The sequence below is a fragment of the Micromonospora sp. Llam0 genome, assembly GCF_003751085.1.
In the GTDB taxonomy this organism is placed as follows: domain Bacteria; phylum Actinomycetota; class Actinomycetes; order Mycobacteriales; family Micromonosporaceae; genus Micromonospora_E.
Genome location: NZ_RJJY01000001.1, coordinates 4488796 through 4508797, shown reverse-complemented (window position 1 = coordinate 4508797; position 20002 = coordinate 4488796). Strand labels below are relative to the sequence as shown.

Below are 20002 nucleotides of genomic sequence, written 5' to 3'. Positions count from 1 at the left end.
TGCTGCTAACATAGCGCCGCTATTCCGGCGGGGTGTGAGGTTCAGCGTGAAGCTTTCCGAACGGTTCGTCCCGGCTCGGCTGCTCAGCCGGCCCGCCTCCGACGGGCCGGGCGACGGCGCGCCATCCGTACAGCAGCAGTGGCACCAGCAGTGGCGGCAGCTCACGCTCGGACGTCATCTGCTGGCGGTGTGGTCGCAGCGGTGGCTGGTGCTGGCGCTGGTGCTGCTCGGCGGCGCGGGCGCGGGTCTCGCGTCCGCCCAGCAGGAACCCGTGTACCGGGCGGACGCCCAACTGTTCTTCGCGCCGAACTTCACCACCCGCGACATCGGCCAACTCAACGAGGGCGGCAACTACATCCTGCAGCGAGTGCGCTCGTATGCCGAGGTGGGCAACAGCCCCGAGGTGGCCGAAGCCGTCGTACGGCGACTCGGGCTGCCGTACCAGCCTTCGGAGTTGACGGAGCGGGTCACGGTGACCGGCGCGGCCGGCACGGCGGTGCTCACCGTCGAGGTCCGTGACCCGGATCCGGTACGCGCCCGCGACATCGCCAACGCGATCGCGGCGGAGTTTCCCGCATACGTCGCGCGCCTGGAGAAGCCGACCGGCATCGACGAGTCACCGGTCAAGGTCTCGGTGACCCGGCCGGCGACGACGCCCTCGGCCCCGGCCACGCCACAGATCGCGGCCGACACCGGGCTCGGCGCTGCCGGGGGCCTTGCGATCGGAGTCCTCGTCGCGGTGGTCGGCTACGCGCGCGACCGCACCGTACGCGACGAGAACCACGCGGCCGAGGTCGCGGGCACCGTCCTGCTCGGTGCCGTCGCGGCCGGCGGGGGGAGGTTGCCGCTGGCGAGCGGCGACGACCCGGAGCCGCGCGTCGAGACGTTCCGACAGATCCGGGCCAACCTGCGGCTGCGCGCGGCCGGGCGCCGGTTCGCCAGCCTCACGGTCACCGGCTCGGTGCCGGGGGAGGGAAAAACCGCTACTGCGGCGAACCTCGCCATCGCGTTCGCCCGGGCCGGCGAGACGGTCGTGCTGATCGACGCGGACGTACGCGACCCCGGCGTACACCGGCTCTTCGACGTGCCGAACACGGTCGGCCTGACCAGCGTGCTGCGCGGCGAGGTCGCGGCCGAGCAGGCCACGCACCGGCACCCGGACCTGCCGCTGTACGTCCTGCCGGCCGGTCCGGCCGAGCCTGGGCCGAGCGAGCAACTGCTGGCCTCGGACGCGCTGGCCCCGGCGCTGGAGTCGTTGCGGCTCGGCGGCCGGTTCGTTGTGGTCGACGCGCCGTCGCTACTGTCCGATGCGGAGACGCTGCAGCTGGCCAGCGTGACCGACGCGACGATGCTGGTGGCCCGGGTCGGCTTCACCCGCGCTGATCGGCTGGCCGCCGCCGCCGACGTGCTGCGTGCCTTACCTGTCAGCCTGTTGGGCCTGGTGGCGACACGGCGCGGGGCTGCGACGCGGCGCGGACGCTAGGCGCTACCCGGTCGCCGGCACAGTCGCGTACGTTGGTCCACATGAGCGATAGCGTCGCGCTGCTCCTGCGACGTGCGGGGTTCGGCCCGACCGCGTCCGAGTTGGCTGCCGCGTCGAAGGCCGGATACGCGGCCACCGTGGCACGCCTGATGGATCCTGGAGAGCGGGACCGGGGCGCTGCGGCGGCGCCGATGCCGGAGCTTGGCCCCGACGCGTTCGACGATCTGCCCGACCCGGGCGCCGAGCGGCGCGCCACCGCGGAGGCGCTCCGCCGCCAGCAGACCGACACGATCATCCGGTGGTGGCTCGACCGGCTGACCGTCGCCGACCACCAGGCCACCGAGAAACTGCTGTTCTTCTGGCACGGGCACTGGGCGACCTCGATACGGAAGGTCGGAAGTCCGCAGTTCATGCTCGCGCAACACCAGAAGATGCGAAGCTCGCCGACGTTTACCACAATGGCCCGCAAACTGGTCACCGACCCGGCGCTGGTCTACTGGCTCGACGGGCACACGAACACCAGGCGGGCCCCCAACGAGAACCTCGCCCGAGAGCTGATGGAACTGTTCATGCTCGGTATCGGGCAATACAGCGAACGTGACGTCAAAGCGGCCGGCCAAGCCCTGACCGGATGGAAGACCGACCTCAGCGTGCCGGCGACGGCGATCTTCGTGCCCGAGGACCACGACGCCGGTCCCAAGACCATTCTCGGTGCCACCGCCAAGTTCGACGCGCTTTCGCTGGTGGACCACCTCGCCGCCCGGCCGGCCTGCCCCCGGTTCATCGCGGACCGGCTGTGGTCCCGGTACGCGTCCGCCACCGAGCCGATCCCGGAGTCCACCCGGGGGAAGATGGTCGCGGCGTTCCCGGTGGGCATCTCGATGCTGCGCGCAATGGTCGAAGACGAGCAGTTCCGCTCGGGGCGCTACCGGATGGTGAAGCAGCCGATGGAGTGGCTGGTCGGGGCGATGCGGCAGCTCGACATCCGCCCGGCGCGACTCTCCGGCGAGGCCTTCCACGCTGTCGTCACTGGGCTCAAAGGTCTCGGGCAGGTGCCGTTCGCGCCGCCGAGTGTGGCCGGCTGGCCGAGCGGGACCGCCTGGCTGACCTCCTCGGCAGCCCAGGTAAGGCTGGCCCTCGCCGGCGTACTCGCCGAGTTGGCCGGCGGCCCGTGGATCACGGTGGAGCGGTTGGCCGACGTACTCGTGGTTCCGACCTGGACCAACCGTACGTACGCGGCTTTGAAACAGGCGACGACACCGAGAGAGCTGATCACGCTCGGCCTGGTCAGCCCGGAATACCTGGTGAACTAGCATGGATCCGTTGACCCGACGCACGTTCCTGCTGGCCTCCGGCGCGGTCGGCGGCGGTGCGCTCGCCGCAGCCGGCCTGGGCATCGCTGAGCTGCTCGCCAAGGGCGACAAGGACGGCGAGCCCGGACCGGCCGACACGCTGGTGATCGTGACGCTGTACGGGGGCAACGATGGGCTGAACACCGTCATCCCGTACGCCGACCCGGCCTACCACTCCGCCCGGCCGGAGCTGGCCTACGCCCCCGAGGAGGTGCTGCACCTCGACAGCGCGCTCGGCCTCAACCCCGCGCTGGGCGGGCTGAAGCGGCTCTGGGACGACAAGCGGCTGGCAGTCGTCCTCGGCGTCGGATACCCCCGGCCGGACCGCAGCCACTTCCGGTCGATGGACATCTGGCAGACAGCGTCGCCCGACACGCCGATCCGGACCGGCTGGGTGGGGCGCTGGCTCGACGGGATCCAGGCATCGCCGGAAGCGGCCGTCAGCTTCGAGCCGGTGCTTCCGCCACTGCTGGCCGGCGAGACGCGGGCGGGAGCGAGTGTCACGCTCGGCGCACCCCAACTGCCCTCCGGGATCAGCGCGGAGATGGTCCGCGCGCTCGGACGCGAACAGCGGGGCGAGGACGTTCTGCAGGCGCGGGCGGCGACCGCGCTGCACGACTTCCTGCGGGTCGACGGTCTGATCCGACGGGTACGGGAGTCCGATCAGCCGTTCGAGGCCGGTGCGGCCGGCCACCTCCCAGCCACCGGCACGGGCGGTGAGACGTCACTGGCCACCCAACTCGCGCTCGTGCGACGGTGCATCGAGGCAGGTGTGCCCACCCAGGTCTACTCGGTCAGCCTGGGCGGCTTCGACACGCACGCCGACGAGCGGCCCGCGCAGGAGCGGCTGCTCAAGGAGGTCGACGGGGCGCTGACCATGTTCATGGACCGGCTGGCGACGAGTCCGGCCGGGCGCAACGTCACGGTCGTTGTCTACAGTGAGTTCGGCCGCCGGGTGCGCGCCAATGCCTCCGATGGCACCGACCACGGCACCGCCGGGCCGGTCTTCGTACTCGGCTCCCGGGTAGCCGGGGGCTTCCATGGCGAACAGCCCAGCCTCACCGACCTCGACGACGGCGACCTGAAGGCGACCACCGACTTTCGGGACGTCTTCGGCACGCTACTCACCTCCGTACTGCACGCCGATCCGGCCCGCTACCTGGAGGGGTACCAGCCGAAGCCGCTGTCCCTGCTCGCGCCGTAGCTAGTGGCGGCGGTCGGGGCCGATTTCGTCGGGCAGAGTCTCGTCGTCGGGCCACGTCTCGTCGTCGGGCGCTGCTCCCTGTCGCGCGGCGGGCGCCTGGTAGGTGGGTCCGGGCGGCTGGTAGACGGGCGCTGGCGGCTGGTAGATGGGCGCGGGCGGGTATTCCTGCGCTGGTTGTTGTGTCGGATAGGCGGGTGCCGATGGGTACCCGGGCGTGGGCTGGCCCGGGTACCCGGACACCGGCGAGAACGGGTACGTCGCGGCCGGGGACACCAGCTCGGCCGACGCGGCCCGGCGGCGGGCGCGGCGCTGCAGAAGCAGCACCACGAGCACGATCAGCCCGATCACCAGCGCGCCACCGGCCGCGCCGCTGGCCCAGATCAGCCAGCCGGCTCCGCCGGAGAAGCTGTCTTCGATCTTCTGCAGCTCGGTGGCGTTCTGCCGGTACGTCTGGGCGACCGAGTTCACCGGCGAGTTCTCTACGACGGTGCCGAGCTGGCTGATGGCGGTCTCGTAGTCACCGGCGAAGTAGGCGTCGAGCCCGCTGCGGAACAGCTGGTCGGTCTCGCCCAACGCGTTGTCGACGCCCGCCTCGGTGAGCAGCGCGGTGACGGTCGTCATCGGCACCAGCGCACGGTTCGCCCGGTCGGGCAGTTCCAGGTCGTTGTCGAGCACACCGACGACGTGACCGTTCGTGTCGATAGCCATCCCGCCAAGCGAGTGGATGCCGACGTCCTCGTTGATCCGGTACAGCGACGCGGAGCCGCGGGCGCCCGTACCGATGACCTTCACCGGCTTGGAGCGCAGCGAGTACGTCGCCGTGCGGGGATCGACCTCGTCGGTGGCGTAGCCGACCACGACCAGCGAAGCCCCCGGGTCGAGGGTGCCCGACGAGGCCAGCTCGACCGCGGGCAGGTTCTGCTGTTCCAGCTTGACCAGGGCGATGTTGCCGGCGCCGGCGTCCAACACTTCGACCACCTCACCGGGGATCGCCGGACTCTCCGTCAGACCGCCCGTGGGTGCCACGCCGAACTGCCCGTACACCTGATGGTCCGGCTCGTCTGCGGCCTCGAGACCGGTGAAGATGCTCTGGTGGAGGTTGTCGGCGACGTAGCGGTCGAGTGCGTCGGCCTCGAGAGTCTTCTCCGCGACGAGGATGCGTCCGAGCGAGTAGAGGGCGTTCTGCGCCGCGGTGTCCTTCGCCGGCCGTACGCAGAGCCCGTTGGTGATCACCTCACCGCCGGCGCCGACGACGAAGCCGCTGCACCGCCGGGTGAAGGTGATCGGCGACGCGCGCAGTGGTGCGCTGGACTGCTTGTCGCGCAGGTATCCGGTGTAGACCACCTCGACGTAGACCAGTGACGGCGAGGCGATCGCCAGGGCGCGCTCATCCAGCGTGTACGGCGGAGCTGCGGTCGCCGAAGTTGGCGTTACAAGGGCCGCCAGCGCCATGGCGACCGCCGCCGCGTACGCGACAACGCCGGTCAGCCACGACGCGCCCGCGCCGAGCGTACGGGATGAAACTCGCCTAACAGTCATTTTTGGACTCACAGGTTGGGCTGGTGCTGGTAGCGTCTTCCACCCTACGCACCGGTCGCGACACATCCCGCGCATGGTGATGAGCCTCCGACACTGCGGCTGTGGTACCCCGGAACGATTCTCGGGCTGATGGGCCGACTAGGTCACAATGTGTACTCGTGATCGATCACAACGCGAGCACCTGCCCTCTTGCGCTGTGTCTAGGCGGATCGGCGCGGGCCAGACGAGATCGTTTCGGAGTTGCCGGACCTGGCCGTTGATGACGTCTGGGAGGCACTGCGCTTCGCAGCCGAGGCTGTCCGGAATCGGGAACTCCCGTTGCATCACGCGGCATGAGGTTCCTGGTCGACAACAACCTGTCGCCAACGGTGGCGACAGGTCTGCGCTCTCACGGGCGAGGGGACTACGGCTTGGCTGCGGCGCCGGATGAGGTCGTACTGGAGCGGTCACGCCAGGAACAGCGGGTCCTGATCTCCGCAGATCGTCGCGATCCTGGTGGCGAACCTCGACGCGATCGCTGACGACCTGGCCAGCGGAGCGGTCGTGGTGGTTGGTGAGGACTGGCTGCGAGTCCGACCGTTGCCCATCCTGCCCAGCAAGTGACCTTCTCGCCGCTGCTGGTCGATCGCGGATCGGGCCAGGCGTTCGTCGACGTGCTGTTGAAGGTGTACGCGAAGTGCATCGGTGGCCAGGAGGCGACGGTCAACCAGCGGATCGGCGACGGGTTGCAGGGCTTCGGTGGGTAGGCTCGTGGTGCCGGCCGCCAGTCCGGATCTTGCTCCTGGCATCGGGCGTGACCTGGGGAAACGCTTTCAAGATCAATCCGTGCATAGTCTGTGGCTGGCGACCGACGGCGGCTTCCGGTGGCATCCGGCTGCATGTTGTGGATCATCGACGGATTTGCGTACGCACTGTTCAGTGGGCGTTTTGGCTGATCTCTGGGGTGCCCCCGGCGGGGGCCCAGAGCATCCGCGTCAATACCTGACCTGGAAAACGTGCGCCGGTGAAGATCGTCTGCCGGTACAGCCTGCCGCCGGAGCAGCTCTCTCCCAAGCAGGCCGTTGCTGTCGACAACGACAAGCTCCGATGTAGACGGCAGGTTCCCCGAGGCGGATCCGACGACGGCTCAGCGGCTGGACCAGGCGTGGGTGCCTCCGACACGGTCGGCGGGGTGAGCGGCCTGGTGGAGGTACGCATGGGCGGTCCGACCAGCGCGTCGATCGGCAGTTTCGCCATCGCCAACATGGGCGGCTGGCAGAGCTGGCGATCGGTGTCCGGCAATGTGTGGGCGGTCACCGGCGTGCAGACTGCCTATCTGACCTTCACCAGCGGCCAGCCGAACGAGTTCGTCGACGTCAACTGGTTCACTTCCGTACCTGACGCCGCCGATCGCTGAGTTGATCATGGCGTTTGCGGTGGCAAAAGCCACAAAATTGTCGGAATGTCATGGTCAACGATGTGGGGGCGGCCCGGGTTGGCCGCGTTCGGCTGATCCGACGCGAGTGCCCCGGCTCGCCAGCCGGGGCACTTGATGTTCCCATCTGGTGACCGAATGTCACCGTGCCGGCGGTGACGGACGGGGCAGCCGCAAGCTCACGATCGCCGCAAGCGCGGCGAGGCCCAGGGAGAGCACGACCTCCCATTGGAAGGCCGACGTGTAGGCGAGCAGGTCGATGCCGCTGCCGAGCGCGGCGAAGAAGACTCCGCCGAACACGGCGATGCCGATCGCGCTGGCGAACTGCTGCGACGTGGTGAGGACGCCGGCACCGGCGCCAGCCTGCCGGGAGCGGACCCCGCTCAGCACGGCGCCGATCAGGGCTGGTACGGCCAACCCGTTGCCGAAGCCGATGATCGTCATCGGCACGATCAGCAGCAGCGGGTTTGTCGTTTCGGTGGACATCCACAGCGTGGTCAACATGAGGAACAGTCCGACGGCGGCGACGGCGGTACCGGTGGTGATCACGCGAGCTCCGTGCTGGGCGATGATGCGCGGCGCGAGGATGGAGGCCACCGAGAACGCGATGCCAAGCGGGCAGAACATGAGGCCCGCCTGGAGCGGGGTGAGCGCGAACCCACCCTGGAGCACGAGCGTCAGGGTGAACATGAAGCTGTGGAAGGAGGCGAACGCGCCGATGTTCACCGCGAGGCCGTAGTTGAACACCCGGTCGCGGAACAGGGCCAACTCCAGCAGCGGTTGCCCGCCGCGGCTCGCCAGTGCCCGCTCCCACAGCAACGCGGCGATCATCGTGGGCACAGAGAGGGCCAGACTGATCCAGGCCCAAGTTGGCCACCCCTCCGTCCGTCCCAGCACCAGCGGGACGAGGGCAAGCGCCAGGCTCCCGGACACCAGGATGGTGCCGAGCGGATCCAGCTTCGGACGGTTCGGTGACGAAGTCCTCGGCAGCAGGAGCGCTGCGCCGACGATCACGGCGAGTCCGATGGGGACATTCACCAGGAAGATGATCCGCCAACCGAGGCCGAATAGGCCGGCGGCGAGCATGGCACCACCGAGCACCTGCCCGGCCACGGCTCCGACACCCATGACGACGCCGAACCAGGCCAGAGCGCGCGGACGCTCCTGCGGGGGAAACACGGCACTGATCGCCGCAAGCACCTGCGGCACCATCACGGCCGCGGTCAGTCCCTGCAGAAGTCGATACCCGACCAGCTGGCCGGAGGTGTCCGCGAGGCCGCACAGCAGCGAGGCGATGGTGAAGAGGAACGTACCCGACAGGAACACTTTTCGGTGTCCGTAGAGGTCTCCGAGTCTGCCGCCGGTGATCAGACCGGTGGCGTACATGAAGGCGTATCCGCCGACGATGAGTTCCAACGCCGCAGGACCCGCGTTCAGGCTGGCACGCAGTGAGGGCGCCGCGACATTGACGACGTAGAGGTCGAACTGGGCCATGAACATGGCGGCCAGGAGGACCGGAAGCATAAGCCACCGGCGCGGATCGGGAGCCGGCGGCTCCGCCGCCGGTCCGCTGCGCTCACCTTGTTTGACGTCCGTCGGTATATTCGACATGTGACGAACAATACGATGTCCATCGTGCAACAGCAAGGGTGGCGCTAGCATGGTGTGGTGATCGAGGCGATTACCGGACCAGAGACCGAGCAACTAGATCTCGTCACGGTGCTGAGCGCCCTCGCCGACCCTGTCCGGCTGGCATACGTCCAGGCGATCGCCAACGCCCGATCATGGGTGCCGTGCGGCGAAGTCCTCAAGGGTTCCGATATCACCGTGGGCAGGTCGACCCTCTCGCATCACCTGCGGGTGCTTCGCGAGGCTGGCCTCACCACGACACGGGTCGAGGGGACACGCCGTTTCGTGTCGCTGCGCCGCGACGACCTCGACGCGCGTTTTCCCGGGTTGCTCGACGCGGTGTCCGCTGCCCCGACCCCCGCCAAACGATGAGCGTGCGGCCATCCAACGCCGCGTTCTTCGACATCGACGAAACGGTGATCGCGGCCAAGAGCATGTTCGACTTCCTGCGTTTCTGGACAGCGAAGTGTGGCGACGGCGCCGGCTACGAGCGAATGGTGAGCCGAATCCGGCAGATGGTGCAGCGCGGGGTGCATCGCACGGTCACCAACCGCGAGTACTACCGGCACTTCCACGGGGTTCCCCTCACGGACCTGCAGGCCGCCGGGGCTGACTGGTACGCCAGGTACCGCCAGCGACCCGACGCGTTCATCACCGCGACGCTGAGCGAGCTGCGTCGCCACCGTTCACAACGAACCGCGATCGTCCTGGTCTCCGGCTCGTTCCCGATATGCGTCCAGCCGCTCGCCGAGGAACTGCACGCCGACCTGGCGCTGTGCACGGAACCCCTAGATGATCGATTCCAAGGGGTCAGTGGTCGAATGCGGTCAGGGAGCGCAGGGTCGGTTGGCCGGTGTGCCAGTTGTGCCAGATCGCGGCGGTCAGGGCGAGGACGCGTTGCAGGACCCGGACGGCGACGCCGGTGATGGTCCGGCCGCCGTGCTGTTCGAGGTCGAGTTGGCTTTTGAAGGTCTGGTTGACTGATTCGATGGTCTGCCGGACGGCGCGGAGCAGGCCCCGGCCGGGTCGTGCGGGTTCGGTGCGGTACGCGGGGCGTACGACGGTGACATCGTTGTCGTTGAGCCAGATTTCGGTGTCGCGGTCGCGGTAGCCCTTGTCCACGACCAGGATCACCCCGTCGGGGTGGTGGAACATGCCGGGTTGCAGGGTGACCAGGTCGATGAGGACTTCACGTTCGTCGGTCTTGGCGTTGGTGAGGGCGAACGCGACCGGCAGTCCGTGGACCGTGGTGACCAGGTGCAGGCGTAGTCCCCAGAACAGCCGGGAGTGGGAGGCGCAGTAGCCGTAGCCGGCCCAGCCGGCCAGGTCGGAACGCTGCACCGTCTCGCGGGATGTGCCGCAGGGCACGGGTGTGGAGTCGGCGATCCGGATCGGGTGCCGCCACGGGTCGGTGTCGGTGGCGAGCACCGTGATGAAGTGGGCCAGTTGGGTGGTCAGCGCTCGCAGCCGTTTGTTGTAGCCGGGCTGTTTGGGCAGGTGGGGGAACAGGTGGATGATGGATTTGCGGGCGTAGCGGATCCAGCGGGTCTCGTTGTGGTAGCCGAGTAGTGCCTGCATCACTGACACCGTGATGAGTTCGGCGTCGGTGATCCGGGCGGTGATGCCGACCGCTGGACGCCACCGGTTGAGGTGCGGGGACGCCTTCAGTTCGTCGTCGATCCTGACGTACAGTGCGGTCGCGAGGGTGTCCAGATCGACGTGCACGTGGCCTCCATGGTTTCGCTGCCTAGGCAACGTTGATCATGGATGCCCTCGCGTCCGCTTGCTACCCCGTATCCCTTGGAATCGATCATCTAGTCGGGCCCGACGGCCGGCTCACCGGCGAGGTTCGGCAGCCGATGATCGGGGCGGCGAAGGCGGCTGCCGTTGTGCACGTGATCGCCTCGCTCGACCTCGTCGCGGCGGACTGCTATGCCTACGGTGACCACGCGAGTGACCTGGAGATGCTGCTACAGGTCGGCCACCCGGTCGTCGTGGGCACCGACCCGGTGCTGCTCGATCACGCCAACCGGCGGGGGTGGCGGGTACTGCCTGCGGACGCCGGACCGGCGCCCGCGGTCGATGTCAGGCCAGACGAGAGTCGCCGAACACTCGCTCAGCCGATCGGCACCGCCATCCCCCGGTCCGCTGAATAGCTGGCCGAATCCTCTCCCACACCGGCGGCCACACTCTTGTGGATCGGCGTGTCCGTCCCGGACAGCGGCAGACAACTGCCCCCGTACCTGAGCGCGACCAGTTCGGCGGCGATCGAGACCGCCGTCTCCTCGGGCGTGCTGGCCCCCAGATCGAGGCCGATCGGAGACCGCAGTCGGGACAACTCCGATGCGGTGAGCTCTGCCTCGCGCAGGCGGTGGATTCGCTCGGCGTGCGTCCGGCGCGAACCGAGCGCGCCGACGTAGCCCAACGGCCGCCGCAGTGCCTCCACCAGCAGCGGCACGTCGTACCGCTGGTCGTGGGTCAGCAGACACATCGCGGTTCGCGCATCGGTGACGGTCGAGGTGAGGTAGCGATGTGGCCACTGCACCACCACCTCGTCCGCCGCCGGGCAGCGCTGCGGAGTGGCGAACGCGGGCCGCGGATCACATACCGTCACCCGGTAGCCCAGGAACCGACCGACCTCGGCGAGCGCCGCCGCGTAGTCCGTCGCACCAAACAGCAGCAGCCGCGGCTGCTGCGGGTACGCCTCGACGAACGCCCGAACCTCGGCGCGGTCGCGCTCGCCGTGCCGGCCACACCACACCGTGCCGGTGACGCCGGTGTCGAGCCTGGCTCTTGCCTCGCTGACCAACGCCGCGTCCAGCCCAGCATCCCCGGTACTGCCGTGGTGGCCGTCAGCAAACACGGCGATCGACGCCCCGGATCGCCTTTCCTCCCCGGTCAGTACGCGCACCAGCGCCACCGGGCGCTGGGACCCGACCGCCCGCAGCACCCTCGCCACCGGGGTCCGCAGCTGCGCCGGCACGGCCTGCACGAAGACCTCGATCTCGCCGCCGCAGGTCAACCCGACCGCTAACGCATCGTCGTCACGGTAACCGAAGCGTGCCGTGGCCGCCTCCCCGCTGGACAGCACGGCGCGAGCCAGCTCGTACACCTCGCTTTCCACACACCCCCCGGAGACGCTGCCAATCACCACGCCGTCACGACGTACCGCCAGTGCCGCACCGGGTCGCCGGGGCGCGCTCCCATGGACCTCCACCACCGAGGCGAGCGCGAACGCCTCACCCGCGGCCTGCCACCGGAGCAGACCGTCGACCAGATTCCGCATGCCTATCCTCCCCGTCAGTCCGTGTCACGTCGCCGCAGCAGGGCCTTCACGCGGGCCGGGTGCAACGGCAGGGCGGCCAGGTCCCCCTCGATCTGCAGCGCGTCCCGTACAGCGTTGGCGATGGCCGCCCCCGGCCCGGCGGTGCCACCTTCGCCGGCGCCGCGCAGCCCGAGCAGGTTACCCGGGGCCGGTGAATCCTCGAAGAGCTCGACCTGGACCTCCGGGACATCGGTCGCTCGTGGCATCCGGTACGCGTCGAAGTTGACCACCTGCGGCACACCGCGTTCGTCGTAGCGGAACTCCTCGAACAGGGCGCCCCCGATGCCCTGCGCCGCACCGCCAGCCAGTTGACCACGCACCATGGCGGGGTTGACGGCGCGGCCGATCTCGTACGTGACGGCGTAGCGCAGTACCCGGACCGCGCCGGTGTCCGGATCGACCTCTGTCTGTGCGTAGTGTGCCCCGTACGGGTACGTCATGCCGTCGGCAACGTAGGTGCCGCGGCCGACGAGCCCGGGCTCCTCGCCGGTACGCAGGTACCGAGGCGTCTGGCTGGCCATCGCGATCTCGGCGAGTGTCACCCCCGCATGCGGATCGCGGGTCGACCCCAGCGTGCCGTCGCGCACCACCAACTCGTCCAGCTCCGCCTTGAGCAGGTCGGCCGCGATCTGCCGGGCCTTGCGCAGCACCTCCTCGGCCGCCATCCTGACCGCCATGCCGCCGACCACGGTCGACCGGCTTCCGAACGTCCCGGCGCCGTCGCGGAGGATATCGGTGTCGGAGAGCACCACCGTCACCGTCGACGGGTCGACGTCGAATACCTCGGCGACGATCTGGGCCATCACGGTCTCGATGCCTTGGCCGACGTTTGACCCGCCCATCGCGACCCGTACCGCTCCCGTGACATCCACATCCACGAACGCGCTGTCGTGGCCGAGACCCGCCTTTTCCAGGATGACCGCGCAGCCGGTGCCCACGAGCCGGCCCGCGGCGCGCGCCTGCCGCGCCTCCTTCCGCCAGGACTCGTAGTCGACCGCCACCATCGATTTGTCGAAGTGGCCGAGGTGGTCGGTGCCGTCGAGGAGCATGGGCGCCCCGAAGATGCGCATCGGGCGCCGGTGCGGAAGCTCGGTCGCGTCCAGCAGGTTGCGGCGGCGGAGTTCCACCGGATCGATTCCGAGCCGCGTCGCGGCGACGTCGAGGGCATGCTCCCGGACGAAGTTGTTCTGGAACCGGCCCGGCGCACGGAACGTACCGACCGGGGTCTTGTTGGTGGTGACGATGTGGATCCGCGAGCGGAAGGCCGGCAGCCGGTACGGGCCTCCCATCATCCCTGCGGCCAGTGTGGCGACGACGGCGCCGTGCGTCCGGATGTAGCCGCCGGTGTCAAGCCAGCCCTCGTTACGCAGGCCGAGCAGGCGGCAGTCGGCGTCGAACGCCAACTCGATGCGGTGCTCCTGCTCACGGGCGTGGTTCGCGGCCGTGAGGTGTTCGCGACGGTCCTCGCTCCACTTGACCGGCCGTCCGGTGCGTAAGGCGAGGAACGGCACGAGCAGATCCTCCGGGTAGAACTCGCCGCGGATGCCGAAGCTGCCGCCCGCGTCCGCCTCCACCATGTGGATGCGGTGCTCGGCGAAGCGGAGCATGCGGGCCATCACCCGCCGGTTGAAGTGCGGCACCTTCACCGCGCCCCAGACGGTGAGCCGACCAGTGCGTTCGTCGTATTCCGCCACGAGACCGCGCGGCTCTAGCGGAGTACCGGTGTGCCGGCCTATGCGCAGGTCGAGCGAGACGACGTGGGGCGCGGTGGCCATGACGGCGTCGATGCCGCCGTAGCCGAACTCGACGACGCCGACCTCGGCGCTCGCCCCGCGCCAGGACTCCGGGCGGGTGCCCGCCGCGTTCCGCGCGTCCAGTGCGACGGGCAGCTCCTCAAGGTCGAGCACCACCCGCTCGGCGGCGTCCTCGGCGAGATAGGGGTCTTCCGCCACAATCGCCGCCACCGGATCGCCGACGTATCGGACGAATGCCCGGGCGAGCGGCGTCTGCAGGTACGGCGTGAAGTCGATGCCTGGTGCGGGCTGCCGGACCGGGATGGGGGGCATGTCGCCCAGCGCGGCTGCGGTGATCACGTCCACCACACCTGGACCGCTCGCGGCGGCGGTGGTGTCGATACCACGGATGCGGGCGTGGGCCACCGGAGAGCGCACCACCCGCAGCCAGAGTTGCCCGGGGCGGACCACTTCGTCGTGGAAGCGCCCGCGTCCCCGCAGTAGCCGCTCGTCCTCAAGGCGTCGGATCGACTGTCCGATCGTGTTCACCGCTCACTCCTGTCCTGAGCGCGCCGCCGCCTCGACGGCGTCGATGATCGGGGTGTAACCGGTGCAACGGCACAGGTTCGCCGCGACGCACTGCCGGATCCGGCCTCTGCTCGGCGCGGGGTCCTCGCGCAGGAGCGCGGTGCCGAGCATCAGGAACCCCGGCGTGCAGAAGCCGCATTGCAGGGCGTGCGCGTCCCGGAACGCCTCCTGCAGGGCGTTCAGCCTGCCATCCTGCTGCAGCGATTCGACGGTCTCCACCGTCGTGCCCTCGGCCTGCACCGCGAGCATCAGACAGGCCCGCACCGGGTCGCCGTCGACGAGCACCGTGCACGTGCCACAGACGCCGATCTCGCAGCCGACCTGCGTGCCGGTCAGTCCGCACTCACGCCGTAGCACGTCGGCGAGGCTGCGCCGCGGGTCGACGGTGATCTCGTGGCGGGTGCCGTTGGCGGTGAACCGTACCGGCACGGTGATTGTGGCGGGACCGGTCATGACCGCCCTCCTTCCTCTTCGCTCTTGGCGTCGCCGGGCTGCCGGCCGGTGCGCGAGACGGAGTCCCGGACCGCCTTCGCCGTCAGTGCCGCGGTCAGTTCCAGGCGGTACGACTGATCGCCTTCGACGAGCGGAGCGACGGCATCGGCCGCCAGCAGCCCGGCATGGTCGAACAGCTTGGCGCGGGGGAGTTCCCCGAGCAGCGCCACCTCGACGTCCGGCACCCGGATCGGACGGCCGGCGACGCCGCCGAGGGCCACCCGCGCGGCGGCGATGCGTCCTTGCACGCCGAGGCCGATCGCCGCCGCCACGGCAACCTCCGGGAAGGCGCCGTGTTGCACCGCGAACTCGGTTAGCACGGCGGTCGGGGCGGGGTGCCGGAACCGGGCCGCCACGACGATCTCGTCCGGACCCAGTCGGGTGCGGTGCGGACCGGTGAAGAACGTCGGTGCGTCGAGCACGCGTTCCCCGACACTGCCGTGCACGACGACCTCGGCATCGAGCAGGACGGCGAGCAGACACCACTCGGCTCGCGGGTCGGCGTGGGCGAGCGACCCGCCGAAGGTTCCCCGGGTACGGATGGGCAGGTGCCCGATCAGGCCAGCGGACTCGGGTAGCACCCCGAAATTCGCGCGTACCTGCGGATCCCGTACCCGTTCGATGTCGACGTGGCGGGCCATCGCGCCGATGCGGAGTCCGTCGGTGTCGATGCTGATATGGCAGAGGCCGGCTATCCCACCCAGATCCACCAACGCCGCCTGCCGGGCGGAACGTTGGTGCATCAGCGGAAGAAGACTCTGTCCACCGGCCAGGACGCGCGCGTCGCCTGGCTGGGCCGATAGACAGGCGACCGCCTCCTGCACGGTGTCGGGCCGGTAGTACGCGAACGGTGCCGGCTTCACATGTCACCTCCTCGTGCGGATCGGTGTGGTCGGCCCGGGCTGGGCCGACCACACCGAATGTGGCTCAGGGACGGTTGACCGGGGGCACCTCGAGCGTTTGATGACCGAGCTGGCGCATCAGGTCGACGATGTCGAAGTGTGCCGAGCGCTCCACCACCTTGTCGCTGCGGAATCGGTCGATTCCGACCGCCGTGAAGGTGGCGCGCTTGCCGCTGGGGGGCAGCCCACGGAATGGACCGAGCTGGGTGCCGATGCACTCGACCCGGGTGACGACGATGTCGCCTTCGGCGACCTGTTCCTGGACCATGTCGCTGATGTCGGGAAACGCGGTGCGGAACGCGACAACCCAGCTACGCACTCCGTCTGGGCCGCGTAGGCCGAACTGGGGCCAGTAGAAATCCTCGGCGAAGATCTCGTCGGCCAGCTCCAGCCTTCCGTTGGTGATGATCTCCTCGAACAGCAGCGCGATGCGCTGTTTGCGCGCCTGAGGCGACGATCCAGTGGGGATGTGCATCGACTTCTTCCTTTCCGGTCGGGGACCGTCGTATGCGGTCTGGGGATGATCGCGGGGTACGGACGCAGCGGCACTCGTCACCCGGCGACCGGCACCTTGCTCCGCTCGGTTTCCAGCCGCTTGTCGATCTGCGCGTAGTCCGCGTCGGCCAGTGCGATGGACTCTTCGATCGCCCGTACCCTGGGCAGTCCAAACAGGTCCACGATGGCGTCGAGGCGGTCGGCGAACGGGCCGCTCACCTCGTGGTACGGGATCCGTAGCTCGTCGAGCGTGGCCAGCAGCATCCGGTCGATGGTGTCCCGGAATTGTGCGTTCATCGGCCGGTGACCGTCCTCTGCGATGGGCAACTCGTGCCGCAGGTGGACGAAGGCGTCGAAGGCGCCCTTGACGTGCTGTTTCATCGCGTGCCCGAACTGGTCGACGACCTGCTCGAAGAAGGCCATCTCCTGGCGGCCGACGACGGGTGCGGTGTCATCAGCGTCCGCCGTCTCGTTCGGGTTCATGCCGTGCAGGACCCGGGCCTTGCCGTACAGCCACTCCTGCAGGGACGAGCCGTCGGAAATGAAGCTGGCGCCGAGGAGAGCCTCGTGGACGGCCCGCCCGACGTGGCGGCGCATCATCAGCTGCACGAACTCAGCCGGCGTGACCTCCGCCAGCCGCTTTCCGGGGACAGCCTGCGGCATGATTTCGCGAATCGTCAGCGCGAGCGTGCGTGGGATACCGGTGTAGTGCGACAGCGCCATCACGGTCCGGGTCTTGCCCGAGGAGTAGGTGCCGGAGATTGCGAGCCTCATCTGATGTCCTTGTCGCTAGGGCCCGGGGGCGGGGGAGAGACGATGTCCGTTGCCAACGGATCGGGGGATCAGCGGGCGGTCGCCGCCGCGCTGGGCGGAAGTTCATGGGCAAACGAGGCACGCAGGTCCACGCCACCGCAGCCGCCGCGAATCTCGACGTTGCGCCACCGGCCTCCGCGCAGCGGTACCAGGTGCTTGCCGGTGATGGCGGTGACCGTCGGCAGTGGTGCCGCGAGGGAACGCATCGGCTGCGGGGCCTCGAGTACGGTCCGGAGCATCCACAGCGTGTTGCTCTCTCGCCGCGTCACCCCATCCAGCTCGTACATCAGCACCTGGGCCAACTGCAGGTTCGCCACGAAGCAGTCGACCAGTGACACGGACGGCTGGTACCGACCGTCGGTGCCCTGCGTGGCCAGTTCGCTGCCCGCAGGGTCGAGCCGTACCGTCGCCGACGACCGCAGTTGCGCCATGTCGAGCAGGACGTCCTCGACGTACTGGCGCCGCAGCTTGAAGCCGTCACCGTAGTAACGGAGCGCCGGTGCGCCGAGAATGTCCCCGAGCGAGGGGTAGGTGGCGCCCTGCTCGCTGCGCACGCGTCCACTCGGGTGTTCGATCTCCACCCGGGCCCGCATCGCTCCCACGGCGCAGTCATAGACCGAGACCTGGGCATCGGGAGAGCCCGGGGCGGGCCGGGTAGCACGCGGCACCGCGGTGCCGGTCAGCCCGATCAGCTCCTCCTGCGGAGTGGTGCCTGCGGTGAGCAAACATTCAGGTGGTGGGCGTAGGGTTCCGTGCGGTGGCATAGCGTGATGGCCGGTTGGCTGGTGGCCGCCGGCTGATGTTTACCTGGGTGGGTCGGGGTCAGGTGGGTACGGGTAGGTCCGGCATCCAGGGCCGTCCGAGGATGGCGTCGCGGAGGACCTGCATCTTGTCGAGGCCGTTCTTCGCCGCGCTGGACACATAGCCGAGAATTCTGTAGCGGTCTTTCGTGCGTTGCTCGCTGGTGAGCCGCCCGGAGATCTTCTGCTGGATCTTCGCTGGTCGTAGGTCCCGTTCGGCCTGGTTCGAGGTCGGCGGAACCTGTAGGTCGTCGACGAAGCGCAGCACGTCGGCGCGACGGTCCCGGAAGACTTCCAGCAGCAGGCGGGCTTTACGCTCACCGGGACGGTTGCCGGTGGTGGTGGTGGTGTCACAGGCCAACCAGGACACCGTGGTGCAGGTTGTACAGCAGTTTGGCCTTGACCTGCGGGTCGATGCCGGGCCGGTTCTGTTCCCGGGCCACGTTCGTCTCGTGGATCAGAGCACGCGGGGCGTCGGAGATCCGCTTCGGCCAGACCGCGTCGGGGTACACCTCGGCCGCACCGTCGAGATCACGGAGGAGGTGGGCACAACACAACTGGTGTACCAGGGTGCCCAACCCGGCCGAGTCGTAGTTCTGGTAGCGGTCGTGCACGACCACCGAGGCGGTCAGGTCCTTGACCACGAACGCGGTGAACGTGGCCAGGTCCCGATCACCGACCTGGTAGTGAGTCCACCACTGGGTACAGGCCACGAGCAGGTACTTGTCCGCTTTCTTGCGGCCCGGCTTCGGCTCCTTCGGCCCGACCCGCAGCGGCGTCTCGTCACAGCACACCGCGTACGCCAAGGTGATCAGCGTTCGGATCCGTTTGTCGACCTCACTGGTCAACGCGGCGGCCCGGCTCAGCATGCCGTGCACGAACCCCGGCGACGGTGTCGCCCCCGTCAACGACTGGAGCATCCGCACACACCGCTGCACCGGAATGAAATGCACGACCATCAGATAGACAGCCCACGCCTGCGGGTTCGGGCCGTACCCCACCGGACCGGCTCCCGCGCCTTGCGGGCGGGCCGCGGTGTGCAACGTCCCGCACCCGCACCGCACCGCGTGCTGGTCGTACTGGGTCAGCGTCGCGGTCATCAACGGGACCTCGACCTGCTGATACCGGTCCACCACACCCAGATCCCGCGCGTGCGTCAACTGCGCTCCGCACCCGCACACGCCTTCGGGGAACCGGTCCCGCCGCTGATCAGGGGCATCCGACCAGGCCAGGTTCGACCCCGGCGCACCCCGCTGTTTACCCCGCGTACCCGCCGGAGTGTCCCGCTTCTTCCTGACCGCCGGTGGCGTTCGACCCGGATCGTCGTCCTTCGACGGCGGAGACGACGAGTTCGACGAGTTCCGCGACAGCAGATGCTCCAACCGTGCCAACCGCGCCGCAAGAGCTTCGTTCGCCGCCGTCAACTCCGCGATCCGAACGTCCTGAGCAGCGATCCGCTCCGCCTGCGTCCGAGCGAGCGAGATCAGCTCTTCACGAGAAAGATCACCCAACGCCGGCACACCCAAGATGAAACCACATCGGACAGGGCCCCGCCGAACCAGCCAAGCCCCGTCACTCAGCCCGCACTGACCATCACGCTTCGAGAACCACGTGAATGTTTACCTTCCAGCCTGTCACGCCCACTTCCTAGGAATGTCATCGGGGATATCCGATGGTTCTTCAAGGATTCGCTCGATGACAATTTGTATCCCCCGTGGTCGGTGTCCAGATTCGGCCATCTTGTCGATAATTACATTTCGGAATCCTTCATATGCAATGCGGGGAACGCGGTCTCTTGTGAAAAGAGTTAGAATGCTCCTTCCCGGAAACTCTGAAATCCAACTCCCCTCCCGGATTTTGGATAGTAGGTCTTCTCTAATTGAGTCCCTGGTTTGCTCGAGGTAAGCAGATTGGCCGATGACGTCGAGCTTACTTGACAGGCGATACCTTGATGCTTCAATCGACCTCAGTAAGGCAGGTACTGGATTCTCTGCTTGCGGGTCGGTTCCAATATTGATCTGATCGACGATTTGGTTGTTAACGAGACTTTGAAGCTTCTTTGCTGTGATCACTCCAACGCTCTGTTTGGCGCACCTGAGAAGATCGTCGAACACTTCCTCCTCGCTGGAGTACTTACTCTGGGTGCCGAGTAGCGCTCGGTGGGCGGCCGGGATATACCTTGGTTCAAGCAAGTAGTTTTCAATGTGATAGACGTCCCAGGGCGGAGTCAAGT

21 protein-coding genes and 1 pseudogene are annotated in these 20002 nt (G+C 68.4%); 9 read left to right on the top strand and 13 right to left on the bottom strand.

Annotated features, from left to right (window positions below; all coding sequences use genetic code 11):
* Positions 1-46 precede the first annotated feature (46 nt).
* Genes EDC02_RS19710 through EDC02_RS19700 form a run of 3 tightly spaced genes read left to right on the top strand, consistent with a single transcriptional unit; the run spans position 47 to position 4039 of the window.
* Positions 47-1483 carry a polysaccharide biosynthesis tyrosine autokinase gene (locus EDC02_RS19710; protein WP_148083524.1) on the top strand — a complete coding sequence of 479 codons (1437 nt, stop codon included), beginning with the start codon at positions 47-49 and terminating at the stop codon, positions 1481-1483.
* A gap of 41 nt (positions 1484-1524) precedes the next feature.
* A complete protein-coding gene (locus tag EDC02_RS19705) occupies positions 1525-2796 on the top strand; it encodes a DUF1800 family protein (protein ID WP_123603229.1) in 1272 nt (423 codons plus the stop codon).
* 1 nt (position 2797) lies between these two features.
* Positions 2798-4039 carry a DUF1501 domain-containing protein gene (locus EDC02_RS19700; RefSeq protein ID WP_123603228.1) on the top strand — a complete coding sequence of 414 codons (1242 nt, stop codon included), beginning with the start codon at positions 2798-2800 and terminating at the stop codon, positions 4037-4039.
* On the opposite strand, the gene EDC02_RS19695 is transcribed toward EDC02_RS19700, so the two are convergent.
* On the bottom strand, positions 4040-5578 hold the full coding sequence (locus tag EDC02_RS19695; RefSeq protein ID WP_158632239.1) for a trypsin-like peptidase domain-containing protein: 1539 nt from the start codon (positions 5576-5578) through the stop codon (positions 4040-4042).
* A gap of 332 nt (positions 5579-5910) precedes the next feature.
* Between EDC02_RS19695 and EDC02_RS42820 the strand changes: the two genes are divergently transcribed.
* The 3 genes and pseudogenes from EDC02_RS42820 to EDC02_RS19680 form a co-directional block, all read left to right on the top strand.
* On the top strand, positions 5911-6099 hold the full coding sequence (locus EDC02_RS42820) for a DUF5615 family PIN-like protein (protein WP_199757699.1): 189 nt from the start codon (positions 5911-5913) through the stop codon (positions 6097-6099).
* 78 nt (positions 6100-6177) lie between these two features.
* Positions 6178-6324: a hypothetical protein gene (locus tag EDC02_RS19685; protein ID WP_233606040.1), complete on the top strand. Its 147-nt coding sequence runs from the start codon at positions 6178-6180 to the stop codon at positions 6322-6324.
* Positions 6325-6728: 404 nt separating this feature from the next.
* A pseudogene (locus tag EDC02_RS19680) lies at positions 6729-6974 on the top strand (carbohydrate-binding protein); the annotation flags it as partial.
* Between the two features lie 159 nt (positions 6975-7133).
* Here EDC02_RS19680 and EDC02_RS19675 read toward each other — a convergent pair.
* Complete coding sequence (locus EDC02_RS19675; RefSeq protein ID WP_199757698.1) at positions 7134-8492, bottom strand: MFS transporter; 1359 nt, start codon at positions 8490-8492, stop codon at positions 7134-7136.
* 168 nt (positions 8493-8660) lie between these two features.
* Between EDC02_RS19675 and EDC02_RS19670 the strand changes: the two genes are divergently transcribed.
* A complete protein-coding gene (locus EDC02_RS19670) occupies positions 8661-8993 on the top strand; it encodes a helix-turn-helix transcriptional regulator (RefSeq protein WP_233606038.1) in 333 nt (110 codons plus the stop codon).
* On the top strand, positions 8990-9547 hold the full coding sequence (locus EDC02_RS42815) for a haloacid dehalogenase-like hydrolase (RefSeq protein WP_123603225.1): 558 nt from the start codon (positions 8990-8992) through the stop codon (positions 9545-9547). The genes EDC02_RS19670 and EDC02_RS42815 overlap by 4 nt, the downstream gene beginning before the upstream one ends.
* Here the strand turns inward: EDC02_RS42815 and EDC02_RS19660 are convergent.
* A complete protein-coding gene (locus EDC02_RS19660; RefSeq protein ID WP_123601185.1) occupies positions 9432-10346 on the bottom strand; it encodes an IS982 family transposase in 915 nt (304 codons plus the stop codon). The genes EDC02_RS42815 and EDC02_RS19660 overlap by 116 nt on opposite strands.
* A gap of 38 nt (positions 10347-10384) precedes the next feature.
* Here EDC02_RS19660 and EDC02_RS19655 point away from each other — a divergent pair, with 38 nt between their 5' ends.
* Positions 10385-10777: an HAD family phosphatase gene (locus EDC02_RS19655; RefSeq protein ID WP_123603224.1), complete on the top strand. Its 393-nt coding sequence runs from the start codon at positions 10385-10387 to the stop codon at positions 10775-10777.
* On the opposite strand, the gene EDC02_RS19650 is transcribed toward EDC02_RS19655, so the two are convergent.
* The 10 genes from EDC02_RS19650 to EDC02_RS39620 form a co-directional block, all read right to left on the bottom strand.
* Complete coding sequence (locus EDC02_RS19650) at positions 10738-11907, bottom strand: XdhC family protein (RefSeq protein ID WP_123603223.1); 1170 nt, start codon at positions 11905-11907, stop codon at positions 10738-10740. The two genes, EDC02_RS19655 and EDC02_RS19650, sit on opposite strands and share 40 nt — an antisense overlap.
* Positions 11908-11921: 14 nt before the next feature.
* On the bottom strand, positions 11922-14228 hold the full coding sequence (locus EDC02_RS19645; protein WP_123603222.1) for a xanthine dehydrogenase family protein molybdopterin-binding subunit: 2307 nt from the start codon (positions 14226-14228) through the stop codon (positions 11922-11924).
* A 3-nt stretch (positions 14229-14231) separates the two neighbouring features.
* Complete coding sequence (locus tag EDC02_RS19640) at positions 14232-14720, bottom strand: (2Fe-2S)-binding protein (RefSeq protein WP_123603221.1); 489 nt, start codon at positions 14718-14720, stop codon at positions 14232-14234.
* Positions 14717-15622, bottom strand: a complete 906-nt coding sequence (locus EDC02_RS19635; protein WP_123603220.1) for a xanthine dehydrogenase family protein subunit M — start codon at positions 15620-15622, stop codon at positions 14717-14719. Before EDC02_RS19635 ends, EDC02_RS19640 begins: the two co-directional genes overlap by 4 nt.
* Positions 15623-15686: 64 nt before the next feature.
* Positions 15687-16136: an ester cyclase gene (locus tag EDC02_RS19630; protein ID WP_123603219.1), complete on the bottom strand. Its 450-nt coding sequence runs from the start codon at positions 16134-16136 to the stop codon at positions 15687-15689.
* 77 nt (positions 16137-16213) lie between these two features.
* Positions 16214-16930 carry an AAA family ATPase gene (locus tag EDC02_RS19625; protein ID WP_123603218.1) on the bottom strand — a complete coding sequence of 239 codons (717 nt, stop codon included), beginning with the start codon at positions 16928-16930 and terminating at the stop codon, positions 16214-16216.
* 68 nt (positions 16931-16998) lie between these two features.
* Positions 16999-17694: an AvrD family protein gene (locus EDC02_RS19620; RefSeq protein WP_158632238.1), complete on the bottom strand. Its 696-nt coding sequence runs from the start codon at positions 17692-17694 to the stop codon at positions 16999-17001.
* A gap of 97 nt (positions 17695-17791) precedes the next feature.
* Positions 17792-18130 (bottom strand): transposase, encoded by a 339-nt coding sequence (locus tag EDC02_RS42400; RefSeq protein ID WP_158632008.1) that lies wholly within the window; start codon positions 18128-18130, stop codon positions 17792-17794.
* Positions 18120-19280 carry a transposase gene (locus EDC02_RS19610; protein ID WP_148083523.1) on the bottom strand — a complete coding sequence of 387 codons (1161 nt, stop codon included), beginning with the start codon at positions 19278-19280 and terminating at the stop codon, positions 18120-18122. Before EDC02_RS19610 ends, EDC02_RS42400 begins: the two co-directional genes overlap by 11 nt.
* 123 nt (positions 19281-19403) lie before the next feature.
* A complete protein-coding gene (locus tag EDC02_RS39620) occupies positions 19404-20000 on the bottom strand; it encodes a hypothetical protein (RefSeq protein WP_148083522.1) in 597 nt (198 codons plus the stop codon).
* Between the last annotated feature and the right edge of the window lie 2 nt (positions 20001-20002).

Coding starts and splice junctions, on each gene's coding strand:
- EDC02_RS42815 (WP_123603225.1), top strand. CDS start 8,990: ATGAGCGTGCGGCCATCCAACGCCGCGTTCTTCGACATCGACGAAACG.
- EDC02_RS19625 (WP_123603218.1), bottom strand. CDS start 16,930: ATGAGGCTCGCAATCTCCGGCACCTACTCCTCGGGCAAGACCCGGACC.
- EDC02_RS19640 (WP_123603221.1), bottom strand. CDS start 14,720: ATGACCGGTCCCGCCACAATCACCGTGCCGGTACGGTTCACCGCCAAC.
- EDC02_RS19655 (WP_123603224.1), top strand. CDS start 10,385: ATGGATGCCCTCGCGTCCGCTTGCTACCCCGTATCCCTTGGAATCGAT.
- EDC02_RS19695 (WP_158632239.1), bottom strand. CDS start 5,578: ATGACTGTTAGGCGAGTTTCATCCCGTACGCTCGGCGCGGGCGCGTCG.
- EDC02_RS19705 (WP_123603229.1), top strand. CDS start 1,525: ATGAGCGATAGCGTCGCGCTGCTCCTGCGACGTGCGGGGTTCGGCCCG.
- EDC02_RS19650 (WP_123603223.1), bottom strand. CDS start 11,907: ATGCGGAATCTGGTCGACGGTCTGCTCCGGTGGCAGGCCGCGGGTGAG.
- EDC02_RS19675 (WP_199757698.1), bottom strand. CDS start 8,492: ATGTTCATGGCCCAGTTCGACCTCTACGTCGTCAATGTCGCGGCGCCC.
- EDC02_RS19700 (WP_123603228.1), top strand. CDS start 2,798: ATGGATCCGTTGACCCGACGCACGTTCCTGCTGGCCTCCGGCGCGGTC.
- EDC02_RS19630 (WP_123603219.1), bottom strand. CDS start 16,136: ATGCACATCCCCACTGGATCGTCGCCTCAGGCGCGCAAACAGCGCATC.
- EDC02_RS42820 (WP_199757699.1), top strand. CDS start 5,911: ATGAGGTTCCTGGTCGACAACAACCTGTCGCCAACGGTGGCGACAGGT.